General features: G+C 73.6%; 20 protein-coding genes and 1 tRNA gene. 13 read left to right on the top strand and 8 right to left on the bottom strand.

Annotated elements, in window-relative coordinates; genetic code table 11:
• Positions 1 to 106: 106 nt before the first annotated feature.
• On the bottom strand, positions 107 to 697 hold the full coding sequence (locus tag ABD330_RS12020; protein WP_344463887.1) for a single-stranded DNA-binding protein: 591 nt from the start codon (positions 695 to 697) through the stop codon (positions 107 to 109).
• A gap of 631 nt (positions 698 to 1,328) precedes the next feature.
• Between ABD330_RS12020 and ABD330_RS12015 the strand changes: the two genes are divergently transcribed.
• Positions 1,329 to 1,404: transfer RNA gene (locus ABD330_RS12015), tRNA-Arg, on the top strand.
• Between the two features lie 97 nt (positions 1,405 to 1,501).
• Here ABD330_RS12015 and ABD330_RS12010 read toward each other — a convergent pair.
• On the bottom strand, positions 1,502 to 2,236 hold the full coding sequence (locus ABD330_RS12010; RefSeq protein ID WP_344463885.1) for a TetR/AcrR family transcriptional regulator: 735 nt from the start codon (positions 2,234 to 2,236) through the stop codon (positions 1,502 to 1,504).
• Between the two features lie 64 nt (positions 2,237 to 2,300).
• On the opposite strand from ABD330_RS12010, the gene ABD330_RS12005 reads away from it, so the two are divergent.
• From ABD330_RS12005 to ABD330_RS11990, 4 genes are all read left to right on the top strand, one after another.
• Entirely contained in the window at positions 2,301 to 2,846 is a 546-nt protein-coding gene (locus ABD330_RS12005; RefSeq protein ID WP_344463883.1) for a GNAT family N-acetyltransferase, read from the top strand.
• A gap of 58 nt (positions 2,847 to 2,904) precedes the next feature.
• Complete coding sequence (locus tag ABD330_RS12000; RefSeq protein ID WP_344463881.1) at positions 2,905 to 3,324, top strand: RidA family protein; 420 nt, start codon at positions 2,905 to 2,907, stop codon at positions 3,322 to 3,324.
• Positions 3,325 to 3,355: 31 nt separating this feature from the next.
• Positions 3,356 to 4,141, top strand: coding sequence for an enoyl-CoA hydratase/isomerase family protein (locus tag ABD330_RS11995; RefSeq protein WP_344463879.1), 786 nt, complete (start codon positions 3,356 to 3,358; stop codon positions 4,139 to 4,141).
• An 85-nt stretch (positions 4,142 to 4,226) separates the two neighbouring features.
• Complete coding sequence (locus ABD330_RS11990) at positions 4,227 to 4,814, top strand: phosphatase PAP2 family protein (protein WP_344463877.1); 588 nt, start codon at positions 4,227 to 4,229, stop codon at positions 4,812 to 4,814.
• Positions 4,815 to 4,871: 57 nt separating this feature from the next.
• Here the strand turns inward: ABD330_RS11990 and ABD330_RS11985 are convergent, their stop codons facing one another.
• Positions 4,872 to 6,092, bottom strand: coding sequence for an acyl-CoA dehydrogenase family protein (locus ABD330_RS11985; protein ID WP_344463875.1), 1,221 nt, complete (start codon positions 6,090 to 6,092; stop codon positions 4,872 to 4,874).
• 103 nt (positions 6,093 to 6,195) lie between these two features.
• On the opposite strand from ABD330_RS11985, the gene ABD330_RS11980 reads away from it, so the two are divergent.
• Both ABD330_RS11980 and ABD330_RS11975 read left to right on the top strand, forming a co-directional pair.
• On the top strand, positions 6,196 to 6,942 hold the full coding sequence (locus ABD330_RS11980; RefSeq protein WP_425555509.1) for a TetR/AcrR family transcriptional regulator: 747 nt from the start codon (positions 6,196 to 6,198) through the stop codon (positions 6,940 to 6,942).
• Positions 6,943 to 7,002: 60 nt separating this feature from the next.
• Entirely contained in the window at positions 7,003 to 8,445 is a 1,443-nt protein-coding gene (locus tag ABD330_RS11975; RefSeq protein WP_344463871.1) for a glycoside hydrolase family 5 protein, read from the top strand.
• 54 nt (positions 8,446 to 8,499) lie between these two features.
• Here ABD330_RS11975 and ABD330_RS11970 read toward each other — a convergent pair whose 3' ends face one another.
• Positions 8,500 to 9,462 carry a helix-turn-helix domain-containing protein gene (locus tag ABD330_RS11970; protein ID WP_344463869.1) on the bottom strand — a complete coding sequence of 321 codons (963 nt, stop codon included), beginning with the start codon at positions 9,460 to 9,462 and terminating at the stop codon, positions 8,500 to 8,502.
• A gap of 225 nt (positions 9,463 to 9,687) precedes the next feature.
• On the opposite strand from ABD330_RS11970, the gene ABD330_RS11965 reads away from it, so the two are divergent.
• On the top strand, positions 9,688 to 10,386 hold the full coding sequence (locus tag ABD330_RS11965) for a G1 family glutamic endopeptidase (protein WP_344463867.1): 699 nt from the start codon (positions 9,688 to 9,690) through the stop codon (positions 10,384 to 10,386).
• 105 nt (positions 10,387 to 10,491) lie between these two features.
• Here ABD330_RS11965 and ABD330_RS11960 read toward each other — a convergent pair whose 3' ends face one another.
• Positions 10,492 to 12,522, bottom strand: coding sequence for a M3 family metallopeptidase (locus ABD330_RS11960; RefSeq protein WP_344463865.1), 2,031 nt, complete (start codon positions 12,520 to 12,522; stop codon positions 10,492 to 10,494).
• Between the two features lie 188 nt (positions 12,523 to 12,710).
• On the opposite strand from ABD330_RS11960, the gene ABD330_RS11955 reads away from it, so the two are divergent.
• Positions 12,711 to 14,390: a bifunctional 3'-5' exonuclease/DNA polymerase gene (locus ABD330_RS11955; protein WP_344464143.1), complete on the top strand. Its 1,680-nt coding sequence runs from the start codon at positions 12,711 to 12,713 to the stop codon at positions 14,388 to 14,390.
• Positions 14,391 to 14,540: 150 nt separating this feature from the next.
• On the opposite strand, the gene dhaM is transcribed toward ABD330_RS11955, so the two are convergent.
• Positions 14,541 to 14,939, bottom strand: coding sequence for a dihydroxyacetone kinase phosphoryl donor subunit DhaM (gene dhaM, locus ABD330_RS11950; protein WP_344463863.1), 399 nt, complete (start codon positions 14,937 to 14,939; stop codon positions 14,541 to 14,543).
• A gap of 58 nt (positions 14,940 to 14,997) precedes the next feature.
• Between dhaM and dhaK the strand changes: the two genes are divergently transcribed.
• Both dhaK and dhaL read left to right on the top strand, forming a co-directional pair.
• Positions 14,998 to 15,993: a dihydroxyacetone kinase subunit DhaK gene (gene dhaK / locus ABD330_RS11945; RefSeq protein ID WP_344463861.1), complete on the top strand. Its 996-nt coding sequence runs from the start codon at positions 14,998 to 15,000 to the stop codon at positions 15,991 to 15,993.
• 12 nt (positions 15,994 to 16,005) lie between these two features.
• Positions 16,006 to 16,656, top strand: a complete 651-nt coding sequence (dhaL, locus tag ABD330_RS11940) for a dihydroxyacetone kinase subunit DhaL (RefSeq protein ID WP_344463859.1) — start codon at positions 16,006 to 16,008, stop codon at positions 16,654 to 16,656.
• A 40-nt stretch (positions 16,657 to 16,696) separates the two neighbouring features.
• Here dhaL and ABD330_RS11935 read toward each other — a convergent pair whose 3' ends face one another.
• The gene (locus tag ABD330_RS11935) at positions 16,697 to 17,884 is read right to left on the bottom strand and encodes a PP2C family protein-serine/threonine phosphatase (protein ID WP_344463857.1); all 1,188 of its coding nucleotides are present in this window, start codon (positions 17,882 to 17,884) and stop codon (positions 16,697 to 16,699) included.
• A 252-nt stretch (positions 17,885 to 18,136) separates the two neighbouring features.
• On the opposite strand from ABD330_RS11935, the gene ABD330_RS11930 reads away from it, so the two are divergent.
• The gene (locus ABD330_RS11930) at positions 18,137 to 18,355 is read left to right on the top strand and encodes a heavy-metal-associated domain-containing protein (protein ID WP_344463855.1); all 219 of its coding nucleotides are present in this window, start codon (positions 18,137 to 18,139) and stop codon (positions 18,353 to 18,355) included.
• A 65-nt stretch (positions 18,356 to 18,420) separates the two neighbouring features.
• Positions 18,421 to 20,694, top strand: a complete 2,274-nt coding sequence (locus tag ABD330_RS11925; protein WP_344463853.1) for a heavy metal translocating P-type ATPase — start codon at positions 18,421 to 18,423, stop codon at positions 20,692 to 20,694.
• Positions 20,695 to 20,757: 63 nt separating this feature from the next.
• Here ABD330_RS11925 and ABD330_RS11920 read toward each other — a convergent pair whose 3' ends face one another.
• Entirely contained in the window at positions 20,758 to 21,477 is a 720-nt protein-coding gene (locus ABD330_RS11920; protein WP_344463851.1) for an SDR family NAD(P)-dependent oxidoreductase, read from the bottom strand.
• Between the last annotated feature and the right edge of the window lie 578 nt (positions 21,478 to 22,055).

Genomic DNA, 22,055 nt, shown 5'->3' with positions numbered 1-22,055 from the left:
GATCGGATGAGTTGACGGCTCAACAGAATCTCATCAGGAATCAAGAACGGCCGCCGCACTGCACACTTCCCACCCGGAAGTGTCGCCGTCGGGCAACTCTTCGCTCTCAAGTGGCAGTGACACGGTCAGTACACGCAATGCCCTCGCGAACCGTCTCCCGCACCACCTCCCCCATCACCACATCGGCCGACTCGGCGGCGCGCCTCGCCTCCACCGCCGCCACGATCCAGTCGGGCACCGCCTGTTCCACCGGAGCGACCGCCGGCACGGCGACGGCCGACGGGAGCGCGGGCACCTCCTCGCGGGCCGAACGCCCCGCCACCAGCTCGGGTTTGGCCTGGACGGCCCACCGGAACGCCGAGGTGCCGCGCGCCAGGTCGTGGCCGACCACCCTGGCGTCGATCTCCACCACGCTGCGGCGCTTGTCCTCCTCACCCCACTCCCTGACCCGGAGTCGGCCGCTCACCACGACCGGATCGCCCTTGTTCACCGAACTCACCAGATTGGTCGCCAGCCAACGCCACGCCACCACCGTGACCCAGTTCGTGTCACCGTCCACCCAGTCGCCCTTACCCCGGTCGTACCGACGCTCGGTGGCCGCCATTCGGAAGTTCGCCACCGGGACCCCGGCCGAGGTTTGCGCATAGCTCACCGCCGAAGCGACATTGCCGACGATGGTTACCAAAGTCTCGTTCACGGAACGCCTCCGCCCATCGGAAATCACCGAGTGGAATCGCCAATGCGAGAAGAGTGACCCATCCTGGGAATTCGCTGCCAGTTCCTTCCGGATTCCTGTGGACAACTCCCGCATGTGGATAACCGATGTCACTCTCCGGAGTGAATCCGATTCGGAAATCGCCCCACTGGGACCGCAGATCTTTCGAGGTCATGACAACTTATGTCACCGCTCGCGGCACCGCCCCCGGGTATCCCGGGGCTGCCCGCTCGGCCAGCCCGTCCGACCCCCGAACGGGTGGGCATCGGACGCATCGGTCCACGTCATCCGACCGACGGAAGCAAAACCCGCCCCCACCCGCTGCGCGCGCCGGGGCATTGTCCGCACCGAATCCATAACGGGAGGGGCGACAGCCCCGTAACGACTGCACAACGTCCAGCGTCAGAACGCGTCAGACCGCTGCACGGCCAGCCTCTACCTGCGATTATCGGACCGCTCCACCAAGGCCGACACACCCGGCACGACGCCTGAAGACCCGGGGGAGTGTCCAGCCCCCCTTATCCTGTCCCGGAACATCCTGTCGCGGACAGGAGCAGGGGTTCGCCACCCCGTCCGCAACCGGCCGACGCCCTCCCGGGCGGATGCCTGTCACGCCCCCATAGCTCAGCGGATAGAGCACCCGCCTTCTAAGCGGTAGGTCGCAGGTTCGAATCCTGCTGGGGGCACCACCTGCCACCACGCCCCCACGGGCCGCACCCCACCCGTCGGCCCCGGCTCCGCCAGGCCCCCGAAGAGCCCGCTGGGCCCCGCAGGGCCCCAGGCCTCTCAGGCCCCACCGAGGTAGGCGTCCAGCAGAGCCGTCTGCCGCTCCGGGGGGAACTCCTGCGGTGCGAAGAGCGCCTGGACGACCAGGCCGAGGACGAAGCTCTGCGCCGCCGCCGCCAGCTCCTCGGCCGGCCGCTCGCAGGGCAGTCCCCCGGCCCGCTGCGCGTCGGCGACCAGCGCGGTAATCCGTTCGCGCGCACGTCGGTACCGCTCCGCATGCTCGGCGGCGAGCTCCGGATCGGCCAGCGCCACGTCCCAGGAGCCGACCCAGATCCGGTTGCCGGCCACGCCGGCGGGCGTCAGCGGCAGGATGTCGAGCAGTACGGCCCGCAGCATCGCCAGCTCCGTACCACCTGCACCACCTGCACCACCTGCACCACCTGCACCACCAGACGGAACCGCACCACCAGCCGGAGCAGCACCATCAGCCCCCGGCACCACACCCGCTGCGGCACTCCCAGCCGCCCCAGGCGCCCCAGCCACCCCCGCCGCCCCAGCCGCCTCGGCCGCCGGGCGCGGCCGCTGCGCGGACCGCCGGTCCAGCACGTCCAGCGCGTACGCCACCAGCGCCCGCTTGTTCGGGAAGTAGTGCGTGAGCAGCCCGGTGCTGGCCCCCATCCTGGCGGCGACCGCGCGCAGGGTGAGCCCGCCGAAGCCGCGTTCGGCCAGCACCTGCCAGACCGCTTCGGAGACCTCGGTCCGGCGGGCGTCATGGTCTCCACGGGCGGGCGTCATGCGCGTTATGGTACCTACCAAACGTTTGTTATGTACCGTACCCACGACTGCCTACGGAGGCCCCGTGTACGCGATTCCGCTCGCCGACGACGCCGAGCTGCGCCCGCTCGAACCGTGGCAGGCCGAGGAGTTCCTGACCCACATCGAGCGGGCCCGGCCGAACGTCGACCCCTGGATCCCCTGGGCCACGCGCTCCTCCGATCTGGCGTCCGCCCGGGCCACGCTCCAGGGGTACGCGGACAGGCAGGCGACCGACACCGGCCGGATCTTCGGTATCTGGGACGCGGGCACCCTGGTCGGCGGAGTGATGTTCGTGCGCTTCGACGCCGCCGGCGGCAACTGCGAGATCGGCGTCTGGGCGGAGGCGGCCGGCGAGGGACGCGGCCTGATCAGCGCCGCCGTCCGGCACCTGATCGACTACGCGCTGGTGGAACGCGGAATGCACCGTGTGGAGTGGTACAGCAGCAGCCGGAACGCCCGGAGCCGCGCCGTCGCCCAGCGGATGGGCATGCACCTGGACGGCGTCCTGCGGGAGTACTCCCTCTACAACGGCGTCCGGCACGACTACGAGGTCTGGTCCCTGCTGGCCCACGAGTGGAAAACCCCGTGACAGCGGCCGCCCGACCGGACAGGATCGGCCGTCGACAGCCGATCCGAGGGGAACCCTGATGGCCGAACACCGTACCGTCCCCGCCCTGTTCCCCCCGCCCGGCTACGCGCACGCCGCCGTGGTCGGGGCGGGTGAGCGGCTGGCCTTCCTGGCGGGGGCGGTGCCGCTGGACGCCGAAGGCCGCCTGGTGGGCCCGGGCGACCACCTCCTCCAGACCCGCCAGGCGCTGGCGAACCTGGAGACCGCTCTGCACGCCGTCGGCAGCGCCCTGCCGCTGGTGGTCGCGAGCACGGTGTACGTGGTCGCCGCCGAGCCGGGTCCGCTCTCCGAGGTGTGGGACGAGGTGAGGGCCTCCGGGCTGACCTCCGGCCCGCACACCTCGACCCTGCTCGGTGTCGCCTGCCTCGGCTACACCGGGCAGTTGGTGGAGATCACAGTCACCGCCGTGGTGCCCGAGGAGTCCGCTGTGGAAGGCTGAGGCCAGATTCGGCGGATCCGGAGGAGAGACCATGCCCCAGCTCGTCGACACCGGGGTGGACGGCCTGCGGCTGACCGTGGAGGACGGCGGCGTCGCCGTCCTCGTACTGGACCGGCCGGAGCGCCGGAACGCCGTCACCCTCGCGATGTGGCGGGGCATCCCCCGGATACTGGAGCAGCTCGCGGCGCGGGCGGACGTCCGGGCCCTGCTGCTGACGGGAGCAGGCGGCACGTTCAGCGCGGGTGCGGACATCACGGAGTTGGCCGACGTGTACGCGGACCCGCAGCGGGCCGATGCCTACCACGCCGACAACGTCGCGGCGGAGGAGGCGCTGGCCGCCTTCCCGCGCCCGACCATCGCGGTGGTGACGGGCTTCTGTGTGGGCGGCGGTTGCCAGTTGGCCGCCGCCTGCGACCTGCGGATCGCCTCCGAGGACGCCCGGCTGGGCATCACCCCGGCCAAGCTCGGCGTGGTCTACCCGGCCGTCCCGACCCTGCGACTGGCCCGGCTGGTCGGGCCGGCCCGCGCCAAGTACCTTTTGTTCTCCGGGGAGTTGGTGACCGCCCGGCGGGCCGAGCTGTTCGGGCTGGTGGACGAGGTGGTCGAAGGCGGCGCGACGCACGCCCGCGCGCTGGAGTTCGCCCGCCTGCTGGCCCGGCGCTCCCCGCAGACCATCGGCGCGGTCAAGGCCGCGCTGGCCGGACCACCGGAGGACGCGGCCGCGGCGGTGGCACCGTGGGAGCGGAAGTCCCGCGAGGCACCCGACGTCCGGGAGGGCCTGGCGGCCTTCCTGGAGCGCCGCGAGCCCCGGTTCTGACCGGCCCAGGCACTAGGATCGCCCGGTCCGCCTGGTTCACCTGGTCCGCCCCGCCCGCCCCGCCCGCACCCCTGGAGTACGCCCGATGAGCAGCACCGCCGCCGAGACCGTCTGGGCCCGGCGGGTGACCGACGGCGTGGAACCGAAGAACGTGATCATCGCGCTGCTGCCACTGCTCGGTACGCTGCGCTACGGCCCGACCGGGCTGGGCTGGGGGCTGTTCGCCGTCCTCTTCGCGGCCGTCCTGCCGACCTGGTTCATCAAGCGCGGGATGCGGCAGGGCCGTTGGGAGGACCGCCACGTCGGGCAGCGGAAGCGGCGCCTGGTGGTGATCCCGTTCATCATGCTGTCGGTGCTGACCAGCCTCGGGGTGATGGTCTGGGCCGGTGCGCCCGCCGACATGACCGCGATGGTGGTGGCGATGTTCGCCGCGCTGGTCCCGATCATGGTGATCACGGTCTGGTGGAAGGTCTCCGTGCACACCGCCGTGGCCAGTGGCGCCATCGCCTGCCTGGCCGTCGCGCTCGGGCCGTGGTGGCTGCTGGCGTACCCGCTGGTGGTGGCGATCGCGTGGTCCCGCGTGGTGCTGCGGGACCACACTCCCGCCCAGACCGTCGTCGGCGCGCTGGTCGGCGCGGTCTCCGCGGGGCTCGCCTTCTGGTTCAGCCGCTAGCGCCGCGTCGGGCGACCTTCGCCCCGGCAGCCGCTCGCACTGCCCCTCGGGGTGCTCCTAGCGGATCGGCAGCCCCGAGATGCTCCGGGCGATGACCAGGCGCTGGATCTCGCTGGTCCCTTCGAAGATGGTGTAGATCGCGCTGTCCCGGTGCATCCGCTCCACCGGGTACTCACGGGTGTAGCCGTTGCCGCCGAGGATCTGCATCGCCTGCGAGGTCACCCATTTCGCGGTCTCGCCCGCGTACAGCTTGGACATCGAGCCCTCCGCCGAGGTGAACGGCTGGTTGGTGGCGGCCATCCAGGAGGCCCGCCAGACCAGCAGTCGCGAGGCGTCGATCCGGGTCTTCATGTCCGCCAGGGTGAAGGCGATGCCCTGGTTGTCGATGATCGGGCGGCCGAACTGCACCCGGGTCTTCGCGTAGTCGAGTGCGACCTCGTACGCGGCCCGGGCGATGCCGATCGCCTGCGCGCCGACGGCCGGGCGGGAGGCCTCGAAGGTGGCCATCGCGGCGTTCTTGCCGGTGCCCTTGCGGGCACCCTCGCGGGCGCGGGCGAGGCGCTCGTCGAGCTTCGGCTTTCCGCCGAGCAGGCAGCTGCCGGGCAGCCGGACGCCGTCGAGGACGACCTCGGCGGTGTGCGAGGCGCGGATGCCGTGTTTCTTGAACTTCTGCCCCTGGGACAGGCCCGGCGTGCCGGGCGGCACGACGAAGGAGGCCTGGCCGCGCGCGCCGAGCGCCGGGTCGACCGTCGCCACCACCACGTGCACCGAGGCGATGCCGCCGTTGGTCGCCCAGGTCTTGGTGCCGTTCAGCACCCACTCGTCCTTGGCCTCGTCGTACACCGCCCGGGTGCGCAGCGCGGAGACGTCCGATCCGGCGTCCGGCTCGGAGGAGCAGAAGGCGGCGAGCTTGACGTCGTCCGGGGTGCCGAACATCTGCGGCGCCCAGGTGCCGATCTGCTCGTCGGTGCCGTTGGCGAGCACCGCGACGGCGGCCAGCGTGGTCCCGACGATGGCGAGGCCGAGGCCGGCGTCGCCCCAGAACAGCTCCTCCATGGCGATCGGGATGCCGACGCCGGAGGGGTCGAAGTACTGCTGGGCGTAGAAGTCCGGCGAGTAGATGCCGATCTTCGCGGCCTCCTGGATGATCGGCCAGGGGGTCTCCTCGCGCTCGTCCCACTCGGCGGCGGCGGGCCGCATCACGTCGGCCGCGAAGCCGTGCAGCCAGTCGCGCACGGCGAGCTGGTCCGCGCCCGGGTCGAGGGAGAAGGTGCTCATGGTGGATGCCTCCGGTCAGGGGGTCCGGGCGGGCACGACCGCCCACGCCACAGGGGTGTTACCTTCGGTAACACCTGGCGAGTCTGCTACTGATAGGTCAGGCATGTCAACGTCCGCCGACCGCCTCCAAACGCCCCTCCGGCCTCTCGCAGCAAGGAGCACCACCGTGTCCGCCCCAGCCACCCCCGCCACCGGCGAGCCCCGCCGCGAGCAGTTGCTCAACGCCGCCGACCGGGTCGTCCAGCGCGAGGGGCCGGGCGCGAGCATGAACGCGATCGCCGCCGAGGCGGGCATCACCAAGCCCATCCTGTACCGGCACTTCGGCGACCGGAACGGCCTGATCCGCGCCCTGACGGAACGCCACACCTCGGGCCTGCTCACCGCCGTACGGGCCGCGCTCGCCGAACCGCTGGAGCGGCGCGACCTGGTCGAGCGGGTGCTCGACACGTACCTGGCCGGCATCGAGGCCCGCCCGCAGGTGTACCGGCTGCTCACCCACCCGGAGGCGGGCGACCCGACCGGGGCCGGCAACGCCCTCGCGCCCGCGCTGCGGCAGATCGCCGAGGAGATCACCCGAGCCGTGCAGGCCCAGGTGGACCTGGGCGCGGACAGCCCGCTGATCTCCGAGACTTGGGGCCGGGCGATCACCGGCATGGTGCTGGCGGCCGGCGACTGGTGGCTGGACCAGCGCCCCTGCCCGCGCGCACGGATGGTGCAGGCCCTGGCCGACCTGCTCTGGGGCCGGCTGGCGGCGGCGGCCGAGCTGCCGCAGGCGATCACGCCCCCGCCGCCGGCCGCGCCACCGGCCGTGGGGTCGAGCGAACATGAGCCTGACTCACCTCTTGTGTAGCGCAGGGCGGTGCGGCAGGATCGGCGCTCACCACTCCCCCGCCGCTTCGCGAGGTGCACCGTGCGTGTCCGCCGAACCGCCGTCGCCCTGTCCCTGGCCGCCGCCGCCCTGCTGAGCAGCACCCCGGCCCAGGCCGCGAGCGGCTACCGGTACGCCGACTTCCCGACCGGCAGCACGACCGCCCCGGACGGCCGGACGGTCCTCGCCGACCCCCTCGGCCGCGCGCTCCAACTGCGCGGCTTCAACATCGACAAGTACGACGAGACCACCGAGGCCGACGTCAGGTCGATCGCCGGGCACGGGTTCACCCTCGTCCGGGTGGCGATCTCCTGGGCCCGGCTGGAGCCCGCCCGCGACCACTACGACCAGGGCGAACTGGCCAAGCTCCAAAGGGTGCTGGGCTGGGCGGACCGGTACGGGCTGCTCGCCGTCGTCGACTTCCACCAGGACGTGTACGGGCCGAAGTACGGCGGCGGAGACCGGGGCATCCCCGAGTGGGCCACCCGCGACGAAGGCCTCCCGTTCGTCCCCGACCCGGACGACTGGTTCGCCGGGTACTTCCAGCCCGCCGTGCAGGCCGCCTTCCGCCACCTCTACGACGACCCGGACCTGCGGCAGTGGCAGGCGGACTTCTACACCCGGATCGCCCGTGAACTGCGCGGCCACCGCTCGCTGCTGGGCTACGACCTGTTCAACGAGCCGTCCGGGCCGATCGACGGCGACCCGTCCGACCCCGCCGTCCTGGCCGCCGCCTCCGCTGAGCTCGAACAGGGCCGGCTGCCCGCGATGTACCAGCGGCTGATCGCGGCCGTCCGCGGGGTGGACAGCCGCTCCTGGCTGTTCGTCGAGCCGACCGTGCTGGTCGGCGAGGGAGTGCCGACCCGGCTGCCCGCCTTCACCGACCCCCGGCCCGGCGCCGCCCGGCTGGGCTACGCGCCGCACTTCTACGACACCGCGGTCGAGGCGGGCCAGGACTGGGACCCGTCCGACGGCTTCGTCGACCACTACACCGCCGCCATCACCGCCTACCCGCAGGCCGGCCACCTGCCCGTACTGGTCGGCGAGTGGGGGCCGCCGGACTCCCGCACCCCGGGCAACACCGAGCTGGTGCGGCGGCAGGTCGCGGCGATGTCCGGCTTCGCCACCGCGTGGACGATGTGGTACTGGTGCCAGGGCAGCGGCGGCTACTGCGGGCTGGGCCCGGACGGGCGGCCCGCGCCCGGCGACGAACCCGCCTTCGCCCCGTACGCCGCCGCGGTCGCCGGTACGCCCGCCACCGAGTCCTATGCGGGCGGCGTCTACTCGGCGGCCTTCACCACGGGCGACGGCTGGACGGACCTGGTCGTCCCGGGCACCGCGTACCCCCACGGCGCGCGGCTGGCCGTCGGCGGCGCGCGGCCCTACGCGGTCGACCTCGACCAACCACGCGGCGACCGGGCCGGATCGGCCCGCGTACTGCTGCCACCCGGCCGCCATGTGACGCTGACCCTGAGCCCGCGCTGACCGGGCGCGCCGGCGGCGACGGCGCCGCACCCACCCGCCCCGCGCGGCGCAGCGCTAGAGCAGGTCGGCCCTGGCCGCCTGGATGCCCGCCTGGAAGCGGGTCCGCGCGCCGAAGCGGTCCATCAGCTCACGGACCCAGCGCTGCACCGTCCGGGGCGAGACGCCCATCTGGCGGGCGATGCTCTCGTCCGTCAGCCCGGCCGCGAGCAGTGCCAGCAGCTGCCGGTGCCGGTCCACCGGCGCGGCGCCGGAGTCCGCCGTGGGCATCCGCACGGCTTGCGACCAGTAGAGCTCGAACATCCCGAACAGCGCGTCCAGCAGCGAGGAGGGGCGGACCAGCAGTACGCTCTGCAGCTCGCTCCCTGCGCTGACCGGGAGCAGCGCCCACCGGTCGTCCACCAGGGCCAGTTTGAGCGGCAGCCCGGGGAGCACCCGGGCCTGCTCCCCCGCGTGGACGAAGGTCCGGATCTCGGCCAGCCGCTCCGGCTCCCGCAGCACCCGGCTCTCGTACACCACCCGCACGGACACTCCCCGTCTCAGCACGGCGAGTTCGGTCTCCGGATCGCTCCGGCGGATGTGGGGCTGCCGGTCCAGGATCAGCAACTGCTTCCGGACGCCGAGCTGGAGGGTGCGCCACAGCTCCGCGATGGACTCCCGCCCGGTGATCACCTCCACCAGCTCGCCCGCCCCGGAGTCCGGACGGCCGCGCCGGTACGTCCGGACCAGCTCGGCGATCCGGCCCCGGGCCCGGCGCAGTTCGATCTCCCGCCGGAGCAGCAGCTCCTCCAGCGCCACGTCGGGCGGGACGGCGCTCCAGACCGGGGGCTGCCCGGGCGGGCAGTCGACCAGCCCGTTGCCGGACAGCCCCTCCAGTGCGTCGACGACCTGCTCAGGGGTCAGCCCGAGCCGGGAGCCGAGCTGCTGGACGGAGCCGCCCGAGGTGCTGAGCAGGTGGAGGTAAACCTCCTCCTCGGTACTGCCCAGGCCCAGCCCGGCGAACCTGCCTGTACCCGGCACGGGCCTCCTCCTCAATCCCTGACGAGTCCAGACTGTGCGGCACCGCTGTCCGGAAATCAAGGCTTTGATCGCATGACATGTTTCCGCCATGTCGGGTTCCTGACCCCCCGTACGCCTTCCGAACGGCCCAGGTCACCAGCAGCCTTGGAGCTCCGGCCCGCTGGTCGACCCCACCTCTCGACCACCCGGACCGCTCAGGATCCCACCCCCCACAAGGAGTCCTTCATGTCCCTCGCCCGCACCGGCCGGCTCGCCCTCGCCGCGGTACTCACCCTCTCCGGCGCCGCGCTGGCCTTCCCCGGGTCCGCCTCCGCCGCCACCCACGGCTACGGCGCCGCGCACACCTACGGCTCGCCGCGCGGCTACGCCGGCGGCGTCTGGGGCGGCTACGTCGCCCAGGGCCGCGGCTTCCGGTCGATCTCCGGCTCCTGGACGATGCCCGACGTCCAGTGCAACAGCTACAACGACCTGTTCGCCCCGTGGGTCGGCATCGACGGCTACGGCTCGCAGACCGTCGAGCAGACCGGCGTCCAGGTGGACTGCTCCAGCGGCTCGCCGGTCTACTCCGGCTGGTACGAGATGTACCCGGCCCCGCCGGTGTTCTTCAGCAACCCGGTGGGCGCGGGCGACAGGTTCACCGCCTCGGTCGTCTACACCGGCGGCACCAGCTACACCCTGAAGCTCACCGACAACTCCCGGGGCTGGACCAGGACCGTCCAGAAGTCCATCCGCGCGCAGAACGTCAGCGCGGAGGCCGTGATCGAGTCCCCGAGCCAGAGCTACCCCTCGTTCGACAGCCTGGACTTCTCCAACGTCGTGGTGAACGGCAGCATCTTCGACGCCTACAACCCGCAGGCCATCGACAGCGGCCAGTACACCGAGACCGGGATCAGCAACGGGTCGTTCTCGATCGTCCCGGCCTGACGACCCGGTCTGATGAACCGCTCTGACGGCCTGACCTGACGACCTGACCTGACGACCCGCTCGGCAGCGCGGCCCGGCCCGCGCTGCCGAGCGACCGGGCACCCGTCAGACCCCGGCCAGCCCGCGCCGGGCGAGCAGCGGCGCGATCTCCGGGTCGCGCCCGACCACCGCACGGAAGCAGTCGAGCGCGTCGACGCTGCCGCCCCGGGAGAGCAGTTCGGCGCGGAACACCCCGCCGCTCTCGCGCACCGTGCGGCCGTTGCCCCGGAACCACTCGACGGTGTCGGCGTCCAGCACCTCGGACCAGATGTAGGCGTAGTACCCGGCGCTGTAGTCGTTCGCGAAGACGTGGGTGAAGTACGTGCTGCGGTAGCGCGGCGGGATCGCCGGCACCGCCAGCCCGGCCGCGGCCAGCGCCGCCGCCTCGAACTCCCGGGCGTCGGCGATCTCCTGCCCGGCCGGGACGGTGTGCCAGGCCCAGTCGAGCAGCGCGGCGGCCAGGTACTCGACCGTCTTGAAGCCCTCGCCGAACTTCTCAGCGGCGGCCATCTTCCGGACCACCTCTTCCGGCAGCGGCTTGCCGGTCACGTGGTGCCGGGCGTAGTTGGCGAGCACCTCGGGCCAGGTCATCCACATCTCGTTCACCTGGGACGGGAACTCCACGAAGTCCCGGGGCACCTCGGTCCCCGCGAAGAACGGGTAGCGGACGTCCGAGAACAGCCCGTGCAGCGCGTGCCCGAACTCGTGGAAGAGCGTGCGCACCTCGTCCCAGATGAGCAGCACCGGCTCCCCGGCGGGCGGCCTGGGGATGTTGAGGTTGTTGACCACCACCGGAAGCTGGCCCAACAGCCCGGACTGGTGGACCAGTTCGTTCATCCAGGCCCCGCCGATCTTCGAGTCGCGGGCGTGGAAGTCGCCGAGGAAGAGCCCGATCGGGGTGCCGTCAGCCTCGAACACCTCGAAGACCCGGGCGTCCGGGTGGTACCCGAGCAGGTCGGGCCGCTCGGTGAAGGTCAGCCCGTAGGCGAGCCCGGCGGCGAAGAACACACCGTCCCGCAGCACCCGCTCCAGCTCGAAGTACGGGCGCAGCGAGGCCGCGTCCAGGTCGTAGGCGCTCTGCCGGACCCGCTCCGAATAGTACGCCCAGTCGTGCGCGGCGATCCCGGTGACGCCGTCCGCCGCAGCGGCCTCGGCCAGCCGGGCGGCCTCCCGCTCGGCGTTGGCGACGGCGGCGGGGACCAGGCCTGCCAGCATGGTGTCCACGGCCTCGACCGTCCCGGCGGTCTCGTCGGCGACCACGTACGCGGCGTGGTTCGGGTAGCCGAACAGGGCGGCCCGCTCGGCACGCAGCCCGGCCAGCCGGATGGCCAGCGGGCCGTTGGTGTCGGCGGCGCGGTCGACGGAGGCCGCCAGCAGCCGGGCGCGCAGCCCGCGGTCGGTGAGCCGGCTCAGCTCGGACTGGTGCGAGGTGTTCTTCAGGTTCAGGACGTACTTGCCCGGGTGGCCCAGCACCCGGCCGTTCTCGGCGGCCGCCGCGACCGCGTCGGCGGACAGGCCGTCGAGCTGCTCGGCACTGTCCAGCACGACGGCGCCGGCCCTGCTGGCGGCGAGCACGTTCTGCTGGAAGGCCGTGGCGTCCGTGGCGAGCTGGGCGTTGATCTCGCGCAGCCGGTCCTGGTCCGCCGCCGACAGCCGGGCGCCGGCCCGGACGAACCGCAGGTGGTGCCGCTCCAGCAGGCGCAGGTCCTGCGGGTCGAGCCCCAGCGTGTCGCGGGCCTCGTACAGGGCGCTGACCCGGGCGTAGAGCGCGGCGTCGAGGTGGATCGCATCGCGGTGCGCGGCGAGCCGGGGGCTGATCCGCGCGCTCAGTTCCTGGACGGCCGGGGTGTTGTCGGAGGCGTCCTGGTTCTCGAAGACCAGCCGGACGCGCCCCAGCAGCGCACCCGACCGCTCCAGGGCGACCACGGTGTTGTCGAAGGTCGGCGCCTCGGGGTCGGCCACGATGGCCGCGATCTCGGCGAGTTGGTCGGCCATACCGCGTTCGAAGGCGGGCAGGTAGTGCTCCTCCCGGATCTCGGCGAACGGCGGCAGTTCGTGGACCAGGGTGCTGGCGGCGAAGAAGGGGTTGTCACTCATTCTTCCGAGCCTATTGGGTGTCAGGACCGGGCGGCAGACGGCCTCGGCAAGCCGCCCCGGCGGCCCTGCCGGGCGGGCTCGGCCGCGCCCCGGCCCCGGGTCCGCGCGATTGTCGGTGCGGAGCGCTACCGTCGGACGAACTCACGTCCGATCCGCCTCCGAGAGAAGAACCGCCCGTGGCACCCCGCATGGCCCTGGTACCCGACCAGCACGGTCCGGGCGGCCGTCTCCAGCCGCTCGCCGACGACGGCAGCGCCCTCGGCGCGCCCGTCCACGCCCCGGATCTGGCCGCCGCCGTCACGCGGCACGAACGCGCGGAGGGCCCGCGCTGGGTCTGGGCCGCCGCCGACAGCGCCTACGCGCCGCTGCTGCCGCTGCGGGTGGCCCGCTGCCACGACCTGCGGCTGACCGAGGCGCTGCTGCTCGGGCACGAGGGCCACTGGGGCAGTCCGCGTTCGCTCGGCGCCGCCTGGGCCCGGTTGCACCGGCTGCCCGTCCCCGCCGACCTGGCGGACAGCGGCACGGCGGACGACCAGGACAGCCTCTTCGCCCCCGACCGGCTGCAACTCCCGCCCGGCACCGACCCGCTGGCGGCGGTGGTCGCCGTCCACGCCGACCAGCAGCGCCGGCTCCTGGCGATCGAGGACGAGGCGGCCCGGTACCGCTTCCGGCTGCTGATCGCCGCCGAGTCGGCGGGCGCCCTGCTCGCCACCGAGATCACCTACGACGGGCTGCCCTGGCGGGCCGATCTGCACGACCGGCTGCTCACCGACCTGCTCGGCCCGCGCCCGCAGGTACCGGGCACCCAGCCCAGGCTGCTCGCCGACCTCACGGCCGAGCTGCAACAGGCGCTCGGCTCCCGCCCGTTCAACCCCGACTCGCACACCCAGGTGCTGCGCGCCTTCGCCGACCAGGGCATCCGGCTGGAATCCACCCGCTCCTGGGAGCTGGAGAAGGTCGACCACCCGGCCGCCCGGCTGATGATCCGCTACAAGGAGCTGTCCCGGATCCACGCCGCCCACGGCTGGGCCTGGCAGGACACCTGGGCGCGCGGCGGCCGGTTCCGCCCCGAGTACGTGGTCGGCGGCGTGGTCTCCGGCCGCTGGGCCAGCCGGGGCGGCGGGGCGCTGCAGATCCCGCGCATCCTGCGCGGCGCGGTGGTCGCCGACCCGGGCTGGTCCCTGGTGGTCGCCGACGCCGCCCAGCTCGAACCACGCGTCCTGGCCGCCCTCTCCCAGGACGCGGGCCTGGCCCGGACGGCCGCCGAGGGCGACCTGTACGCGGCCCTGGCCGCCCACGCCTTCCAGGGCGACCGGGAGAAGGCCAAGCTCGGCCTGCTCGGCGCGATGTACGGCCAGACCAGCGGCGACATCGGCCCGCTGCTGGCCACCCTGCGCCGCCAGTACCCGACGGCGATGGGCTACGTCGAGGCGGCCGCCCGCACCGGCGAGGACGGCGGCATCGTGCACTCCCGGCTGGGCCGGGCCTGCCCGCCGCCGTCCGACGAGTGGCTCGACCTGACGGAGGCCCCGGAGACCTCCGGCGAGGCGGGCGGGCGCTCGGCCCGGGCACGTGGACGCTTCACCCGCAACTTCGTCATCCAGGCCAGCGGCGCCGACTGGGCTCTCGCCCTCCTGGCCGGCCTGCGGCGGCGGCTCACCGCCCTGGAGTCCGGCCCGGACCGCCCGCACCTGGTCTTCTTCCAGCACGACGAGGTCGTCGTCCACACCCCCGCCAACCTCGCCGACCAGGTCTCCGCGGCGGTCGCCGCCGCCGGCGACGAGGCCCGGGCCCTGGTCTTCGGCGACACCCCCGTCCGCTTTCCGCTCAGCACCGCGGTGGTGGGGTGCTACGCCGACGCGAAATAGCCCCCCCGGGGGGCACGGGTTGACCGTTCGGGACGGGGTGCCCCCCTGGGGGCGCGGAGACTGCGCGAAGCGGGAGCAACGGTGGTGCACGGTTGATCGCGCAGTTCCCCGCGCCCCTGCTCGGGTTACCCGTTTGCGCACGTTGCACCGTCACAACTTGCGGAAGTCCCGGGCCCCTTCGGCTGCGCCGACCACCGCCGCCAGGCCGGCCCCGGCCGAGGCGGTGACGACCGCCGCGACCGCGCCCTCCACGAAGGGGGCGTCCACCAGCACCACGTCCTCGCGGGGGTGGTCCTCCAGCGCGGTCCGCGCGGTGAGCACCGAGCTGCCCAGGTCCGGCAGCACCACCACGCCGGCGCCACGGTCCGCTGCCGCGACCGCCCGCACGATCAGGTCGTAACTCGTCCCGAGCCCGCCGTCCTCGGTGCCTCCGGCGAGCAGCACGGGGACGCTCCCGGAACCGAGTTCGAGCAGCAGCTCCCGGAGTCCGGCCGCCATCGCGGCGCTGTGCGAGACGAGGACGATGCCAACATGTTCTGCCATGCTCACGACCTTAGAGCGGGGCTCGGCGTAACGTCGCCTGCAAGAGCTGACGAAGGAGCCCGCCTTGAAGAAGCTGATCAATACTCCGGACACCGTGCTCGCCGACGCGCTGGCCGGATTCGCCGCCGCGCACCCCGAGTTGACGGTGGACCTCGACAACCGGGTGATCGTCAGAGGCTCTCGCCCGGCCGCCCCCAAGGTGGCGGTGGTCTCCGGCGGCGGCTCCGGCCACGAGCCGCTGCACGGCGGGTTCGTCGGCCCGGGGATGCTCGACGCGGCCTGCCCGGGCGAGGTCTTCACCTCGCCCGTACCGGACCAGGTGCTCGCCGCCGCGCGGGCCGTGGACAGCGGCGCGGGCGTGCTCCTGGTGGTGAAGAACTACACCGGCGACGTGATGAACTTCGGCCTCGCCGCCGAGCTGGCCGCCGAGGAGGGCATCGAGGTCCGCACCGTCCTGGTCGACGACGACGTCGCCGTGGAGGACTCGACCTGGACGGCCGGGCGCCGGGGCACCGGCGCGACCGTCGTGGTCGAGAAGGCGGTCGGCGCACTGGCCGGACGCGGCGCCGGCCTGGCCGAGGTGGCGGCGCTCGGCGAGCGCGTCAACGCCGCGTCCCGGTCCTTCGCGATCGCGCTGACCGCCGCGACCGTACCGGCGGCGGGCAAGCCGGGTTTCGACCTGCCCGAGGACGAGATCGAGGTCGGCGTCGGCATCCACGGCGAGCCCGGCCGCCGCCGGGAGGCGCTGCGCCCGGCCCGGGAGCTGGTGGCCGAGGTGGTCGACACCATCCTGGCCGACCACGACCTGGCGGCGGGCGACGAGGTGATCGCCCTGGTCAACGGGCTCGGCGGCACGCCGCTGCTGGAGCTGTACGTGGTGTACGGCGAGGTGCACGCCCGGCTGGCCGAGCGCGGCATCCGGATCGCCCGCAACCTGGTCGGCAACTACGTCACCAGTCTGGACATGGCCGGTTTCTCGCTCACCCTCACCAAGGCCGACCCGGACCTGCTGGACCTGTGGGACGCCCCCGTCACGACCGCCGCCCTGACCTGGTCCTGAAAGGAGCTCCGGATGCACGACACCGTCGACATCCCGCTCGCCCTCGCCTGGGTCCGCGAGATCGCCGCCGCGGTCGAACAGCAGGAGGGCCGCCTGACCGAGCTCGACTCCGCGATCGGCGACGGCGACCACGGCAGCAACCTGCGCCGGGGCTTCACGGCCGTGCTGGCCGCGCTCGACGACCTGACCCCGGCCTCCGTCGGAGCCGTTCTGACCAGGACCGGCACCACGCTGATCTCCAAGGTGGGCGGTGCCTCGGGCCCGCTGTACGGGAGCGCCTTCCGGGCGATGGGCGCGGCGCTGCCCGGCGAGCGCGCCGACCGGGCGGAGTTCGCCGCCGCGCTGGCGGCCGGGTTGGCGGCGATCCGGAAGCTGGGCGCGGCCGAGCCGGGCGACAAGACCGTCGTCGACGCCTGGACGCCCGCGCTGGCCGCCTTCGGCCAGCCGGACGCCACCCTGGCCGCCGCTGCCTCGGCGGCTGCCGAGGCCGCCGCCCAGGGCGTCCGCGACACCGTCCCGCTCCAGGCCCGCAAGGGCCGGGCCTCCTACCTGGGGCCGCGCAGCATCGGACATCCGGACCCGGGGGCGGCCTCCACCGAGCTGCTGTTCCAGGCCCTGGCCCGGGTCACCGCCGCGTCCGGCCCGTCCGGCTCGCCCGGCTGACGTAGCGCCGCGTCCGTACCGTCCGGCCCGCCCGGCAGGCTCAGAGCCGCGCGCGGTCCCGGTCGGTCCGGGTGATGAGCAGCAGCAGGGCGTCGTCGCCCAGCTCGCCGCCGGTGTGCGCCAACAGGTCGTCGAACAGCCGCCCGACGGCCGACTCCAGCTCGGCCGCCGAGCGGGCCGCGTCCCGGACCAGCGGGCCGGCCCGCTCGGCGAGCGGGTAGAACTCGCCCGAGCGGTGGTGCCGGGCCTCCACGACGCCGTCGGTGCAGAGCACCAGGACGTCGTCCGCGCCGAACGGCAGGTCCATGCTCTGCGGGCGGCCGGTGGCGAGCCGGCCGAGGCCGAGCGGCACCCACGGGTCGGCGGCCTCCAGTACCGTCACCAGCCCCTCCCGGCTGACCTGGATCGGCGGCACGTGCCCGTAGTGCAGCAGCTCGACCGCGCCCGGCCGGCGGAACTCGGCGAACAGCGCGGTGGTGAACTCGCCGTCCGGCACGTGCCGCTCGACGCTCGCCTCGATCCGGTCGGCGACCGTGTACAGCCCGTTCTCGTCGTACGCCGCCTCGCGAAAGGCCCCGAGCACCACGGCGGCGGTCTGCACCGCGCCGAGCCCCTTGCCGCGGACGTCGCCGACCAGCACCCTCGTCCCGTGCGGGGTCTCCAGGACGGAGTACAGGTCGCCGCCGATCCGGGCCGCGTCGGCGGCCGAGACGTAGCGGACGGCGAGCCGCAGCGGCCCGACCGAGGGGCCCGGATGGCTGAGCAGCGCGCGCTGTGCGGCCTCCGCGACGGAGCTGACGGCGGCGAACGCGGCGGCGCGGCGCATCCGGAGCCGGGCGAGGACGGCGCTGAACAGCGTCAGCGCCGTGTAGCTGGCCATCGCCCCGAACAGGAACCGGCCGTCGTGCAGCTCGCTCACCTGGTCGTACCGGCTGAGCCCGATCAGGGCGGCGAGGCCGAACAGGCAGACCAGCAGCAGTTCCACCGGCCGCAGGGTGAGCGCGGCGATCGACGGCACCACGACCATCAGCGGGGCGAGGTACCTGTCCCGGCCGGAGAGGAAGTCGGCCAGCGAGATCACCAGGATGGCCAGCAGGGCCGGCCCGGCCCGGCGCCACCAGGGGAGGTCCTGCAGATCGGTGGCGAGGATCGCACGCTCCCGCCGGGCCCGCGGGAGCCCGCTGGCTCTGGGGGCCGAGAGCGACTGGGCGCGGCGGATCCGGAACACATACCGAACATATCGGACGTCGCAGGCCCGCGCTCCGCCCCTGACACCGATCCGGAGCCCGCCGGGGCCGCCGGGACACGCCCCCGCGCGGCGGCAACCGGCGCAACGGGTGACCGAACCAATACCCTCTGCTATCGACGGGAGTGCGGCAACACCCGCCACCCCTGCCGGAATACCCCTTGGGGGTATCATCGTTGTGCAGGAAAACAAGCCCGGGCCCCGACCCGGGACAGGACCCATCCGGAGGCCCCGATGTCCAGCACCATCACCTACACCGTCAGCGGAATGAGCTGCGGGCACTGCGAGAAGTCGGTCAGCTCCGAGGTCTCGGGCATCCCCGGCGTCACCGAGGTCGCGGCGGACGCCAAGGCGGGTACCGTGACGATCTCCTCGCAGTCCCCGATCGACGACGCCCAGGTCCGCAGCGCCGTCGACGAGGCGGGCTACGAGCTGGTCGGCCGGACGGCCTGAGCCCGGTGCGGGGGCGCACGCCGCCCGCGCGCCCCCGCACGCAGCGCACAGAGGAGCGGAAGAGCATGAGCACCACGACCCCCGACACGGACCCCGGCGCCCTGCGCGAGCGGGTGGAGCTGTCCATCGGGGGCATGACCTGTGCCTCCTGCGCCGCCCGGATCGAGAAGAAGCTCAACCGGCTGGACGGCGTCGAGGCGACGGTCAACTACGCCACCGCGAAGGCCCGGGTGGACTTCGGCCCGGGGGTCGGCGTCGCCGACCTGATCGCCACCGTGGAACGCACCGGCTACACCGCCGAGCTCCCCCCGCCGCCGGCCCCCGAACCCGACACCACCGAGCCCGACACCACCGCCGGAGCCGGGGCCGACCCGGCGCTGGAGCGGCTGCGGATCAGCGCGGCGCTGACCGTCCCGGTCGTGCTGCTCTCGATGGTCCCGGCGCTCCAGTTCGACAACTGGCAGTGGCTGGCCTTCGCGCTGACCGGCCCGGTGGTGGCCTACGGCGGCCTGCCCTTCCACCGGGCCGCCTGGAGCAACCTCCGGCACGGCGCCGCCACCATGGACACCCTGGTCTCGCTGGGCACCCTGGCCGCCTTCGGCTGGTCCGTCTGGGCGCTCTTCCTCGGGCACGCCGGAATGACCGGGATGAGGCACGAGTTCGCGCTCACGGCCGCCGCCGGCAGCGCCTCCTCGATGCTCTACCTGGAGACCGCCGCCGCCGTCACCACGCTGGTCCTGCTCGGCCGCCACCTGGAGGCCCGCGCCAAGCGCCGCGCGGGCACCGCCCTGCACGCACTGCTCGACCTGGGCGCCAAGGACGCCACCGTCCTGCTGAACGGCCGGGAGACCCGGCTGCCGGTCTCCCGGCTGGCCGTCGGGGCGCACTTCGTGGTCCGGCCCGGCGAGAAGATCGCCACCGACGGCCGCGTGGTCGAGGGCGGCTCCGCCGTGGACGCCTCGATGCTCACCGGCGAGTCCGTACCCGTCGAGGTCGCCGTCGGCGACCAGGTGACCGGCGGGACGGTCAACGCGGGCGGCCGGCTGGTGGTCGAGGCGACCCGGATCGGCGCCGACACCCGGCTCGCCCAGATGGCGAAGCTGGTGGAGGAGGCGCAGAACGGCAAGGCGGCGGCGCAGCGGCTGGCCGACCGGATCTCGGCGGTCTTCGTCCCGGTGGTGATCCTGATCGCGCTGGCCACCCTGGTCGGCCGTCTGCTCGCCGACGACGGCGCGGCCGCCGCGTTCACCGCCGCCGTGGCCGTGCTGATCATCGCCTGCCCGTGCGCCCTCGGCCTGGCCACCCCGACCGCCCTGCTGGTCGGCACCGGCCGGGGCGCCCAGCTGGGCATCCTGATCAAGGGCCCGGAGGTGCTGGAGACCACCCGGCGGGTGGACACCGTCGTGCTGGACAAGACCGGCACGGTGACCACCGGGCGGATGGCGCTGCTCTCCGTGCACACCGTCGACGACGTGCCGCAGGAGCAGGCGCTGCGCCTGGCCGGCGCCCTGGAGCACGCCTCCGAGCACCCCATCGCGGCCGCCGTCGCCGCCGCGGCGGCGGCCCGGGTCGGCGAGCTGCCCGCGGTGGAGGGGTTCGAGAACATCCCGGGCCGGGGTGTCCGGGGCACGGTGGACGGCCACGCCGTGGTCGCGGGCCGCGAGGCCCTGCTGGCGGATCTGGCCCAGCACCTGCCGCCCGGCCTCGCCGAGGCCAAGGCGGCGGCCGAGGCGGCCGGGCGGACGGCCGTCGTGGTCGGCTGGGACGGCGCGACCCGGGCCGTCCTGGTGGTCGCCGACACCGTCCGGCCCACCAGCGCCGAGGCCGTCGCCCGGCTGCGCGCGCTGGGGCTGCGCCCGGTGCTGCTGACCGGCGACAACCGGGCCGCTGCGGCGGCGGTCGCGTCCGAGGTCGGCATCGCGGCCACCGACGTGATCGCCGAGGTACTGCCCGAGGACAAGGCCGCCGTCATCCGGCGGCTCCAGGCCGAGGGCCGTTCGGTGGCGATGGTCGGCGACGGCGTGAACGACGCCGCCGCGCTGGCCCGGGCCGATCTGGGCCTGGCCATGGGCACCGGGACGGACGCGGCGATCCAGGCGAGCGACCTGACCCTGGTCGGGGGCGACCTCCGCGCGGCCGCCGACGCGATCCGGCTCGCCCGCCGGACCCTCGCCACCATCCGGGCGAACCTGTTCTGGGCCTTCGCCTACAACGTCGCCGCGATCCCGCTGGCCGCGGCCGGCCTGCTGGGCCCCACGGTGGCCGCCGCCACGATGGCCTTCTCCTCGGTCTTCGTGGTCACCAACAGCCTCCGCCTGCGCCACTTCACCCCGGCGTGATCCGCCCGGCTCCGGACGGTCCGTGCCTGTCGGTCCGCGCCGGGCCGTCCGCAGCGGTGTCCCTCAGCGGCCGAGCAGCTCGCCACCGTTGCAGTGCAGGATCTCGCCGGTGATGAACCCTGCCTCCGCCGAGGCCAGGAAGTGGACGGCCGCCGCGACCTCGCCCGACTCGCCGATCCGGCCGAGCAGCGTACGGGCCGCGCGCCGGGACACCTCCGCCTCGTCCAGCCGCGGCCCGAAGAACTCGGTGCCCGACACGGTGCCGGGGGCCACGATGTTGGCGGTGATGCCGGAGGCGCCGAGCTGGGCGGCGAGGAAGTGGTTCCAGGCGTGCAGCGAGGCCTTGGCGGCCCCGTACGAGCCGGCTCCGCGCAGCGCCGCGATCGAACTGACGGTGACCACCCGGCCGGTGCCCTGGGTGAGCCGGTCCCGGATCGACTCGGTGAGCAGCACCACGGTCAGCACGTTGCGCTCGAAGTCCCCGCGCCAGCGCGCCAGCACCGCGTGCGGCCCGGCCCCGATCACGGTCTCCCGGCTGCCGGCGTTGTTGACCAGGACGTCGATCTGGGCGGGCAGGTCACCGAGCGTCGCCTCCACGGCATCCGGGTCGGCCAGGTCGCAGACCAGCGGCGTGACATTGGGCCCGAGATCGGCCGCGGCCTGTTCCAGCACCGCCCGTCGGCGGCCGACGATGACGACCCGCTCCCCCGCCTGGGCGAACCGGCGGGCCACCTCGTAACCGATACCGGTGCCACCGCCCGTGACGACTACGTTCCTGGCCATCTGCGCACTCCCTCCCCGCCCGGCCGCGCCGCTGAGGGTGCGGGCGGTCCGTACCGGAATGAGACGATTCCTATCACGCTGGGTTGCCATCACTGCGGGGAGGGTGAGGTCACTCGCCGTGGAGCATGTGGTATGCACGGGGCACCAAACGCACACGGAGCGTGGAGAGAGGCAACTCACACTCCCGACCCGTAACTTTGCACCCCCTGATACGTCTTACCTTTTGTAGTGCGGCAGCTTTTCGGTGGGCGGCGACACGTTGAACGGCGACGTGTCTCCGCGCGGCCACCACTGCCGCCGACGGGGCTCCGGCGGGCCCCGGGACGACTGCCGACCGGTTCGGCGGTCTTCGCGCACGACGCCGGGGGCGGTGGGCCGGGAACGCTTTGAGCGGCCGTTCCCTCCCCGAGCCGCCTCCGGGCGTCGTGCGCCGACCTGCTCCTCCCCTCGTCCAGGGGAACGCGAAGGGGCCCGGCCGCACGGCGGATTCTTGGGGTCCTCGCAACACCTGATGATCTATGTGGTCGTCAGTAGATCACGCAGGCGCTCGGCTGGAGTTCTCCAGCCGAGCGTTTTGC

The organism is Kitasatospora kazusensis (assembly GCF_039529945.1).
In the GTDB taxonomy this organism is placed as follows: Bacteria; Actinomycetota; Actinomycetes; order Streptomycetales; family Streptomycetaceae; genus Kitasatospora; species Kitasatospora kazusensis.
Note: the sequence above shows the minus strand (reverse complement) of the source record. Positions and strands in the feature narration are given on the sequence as shown.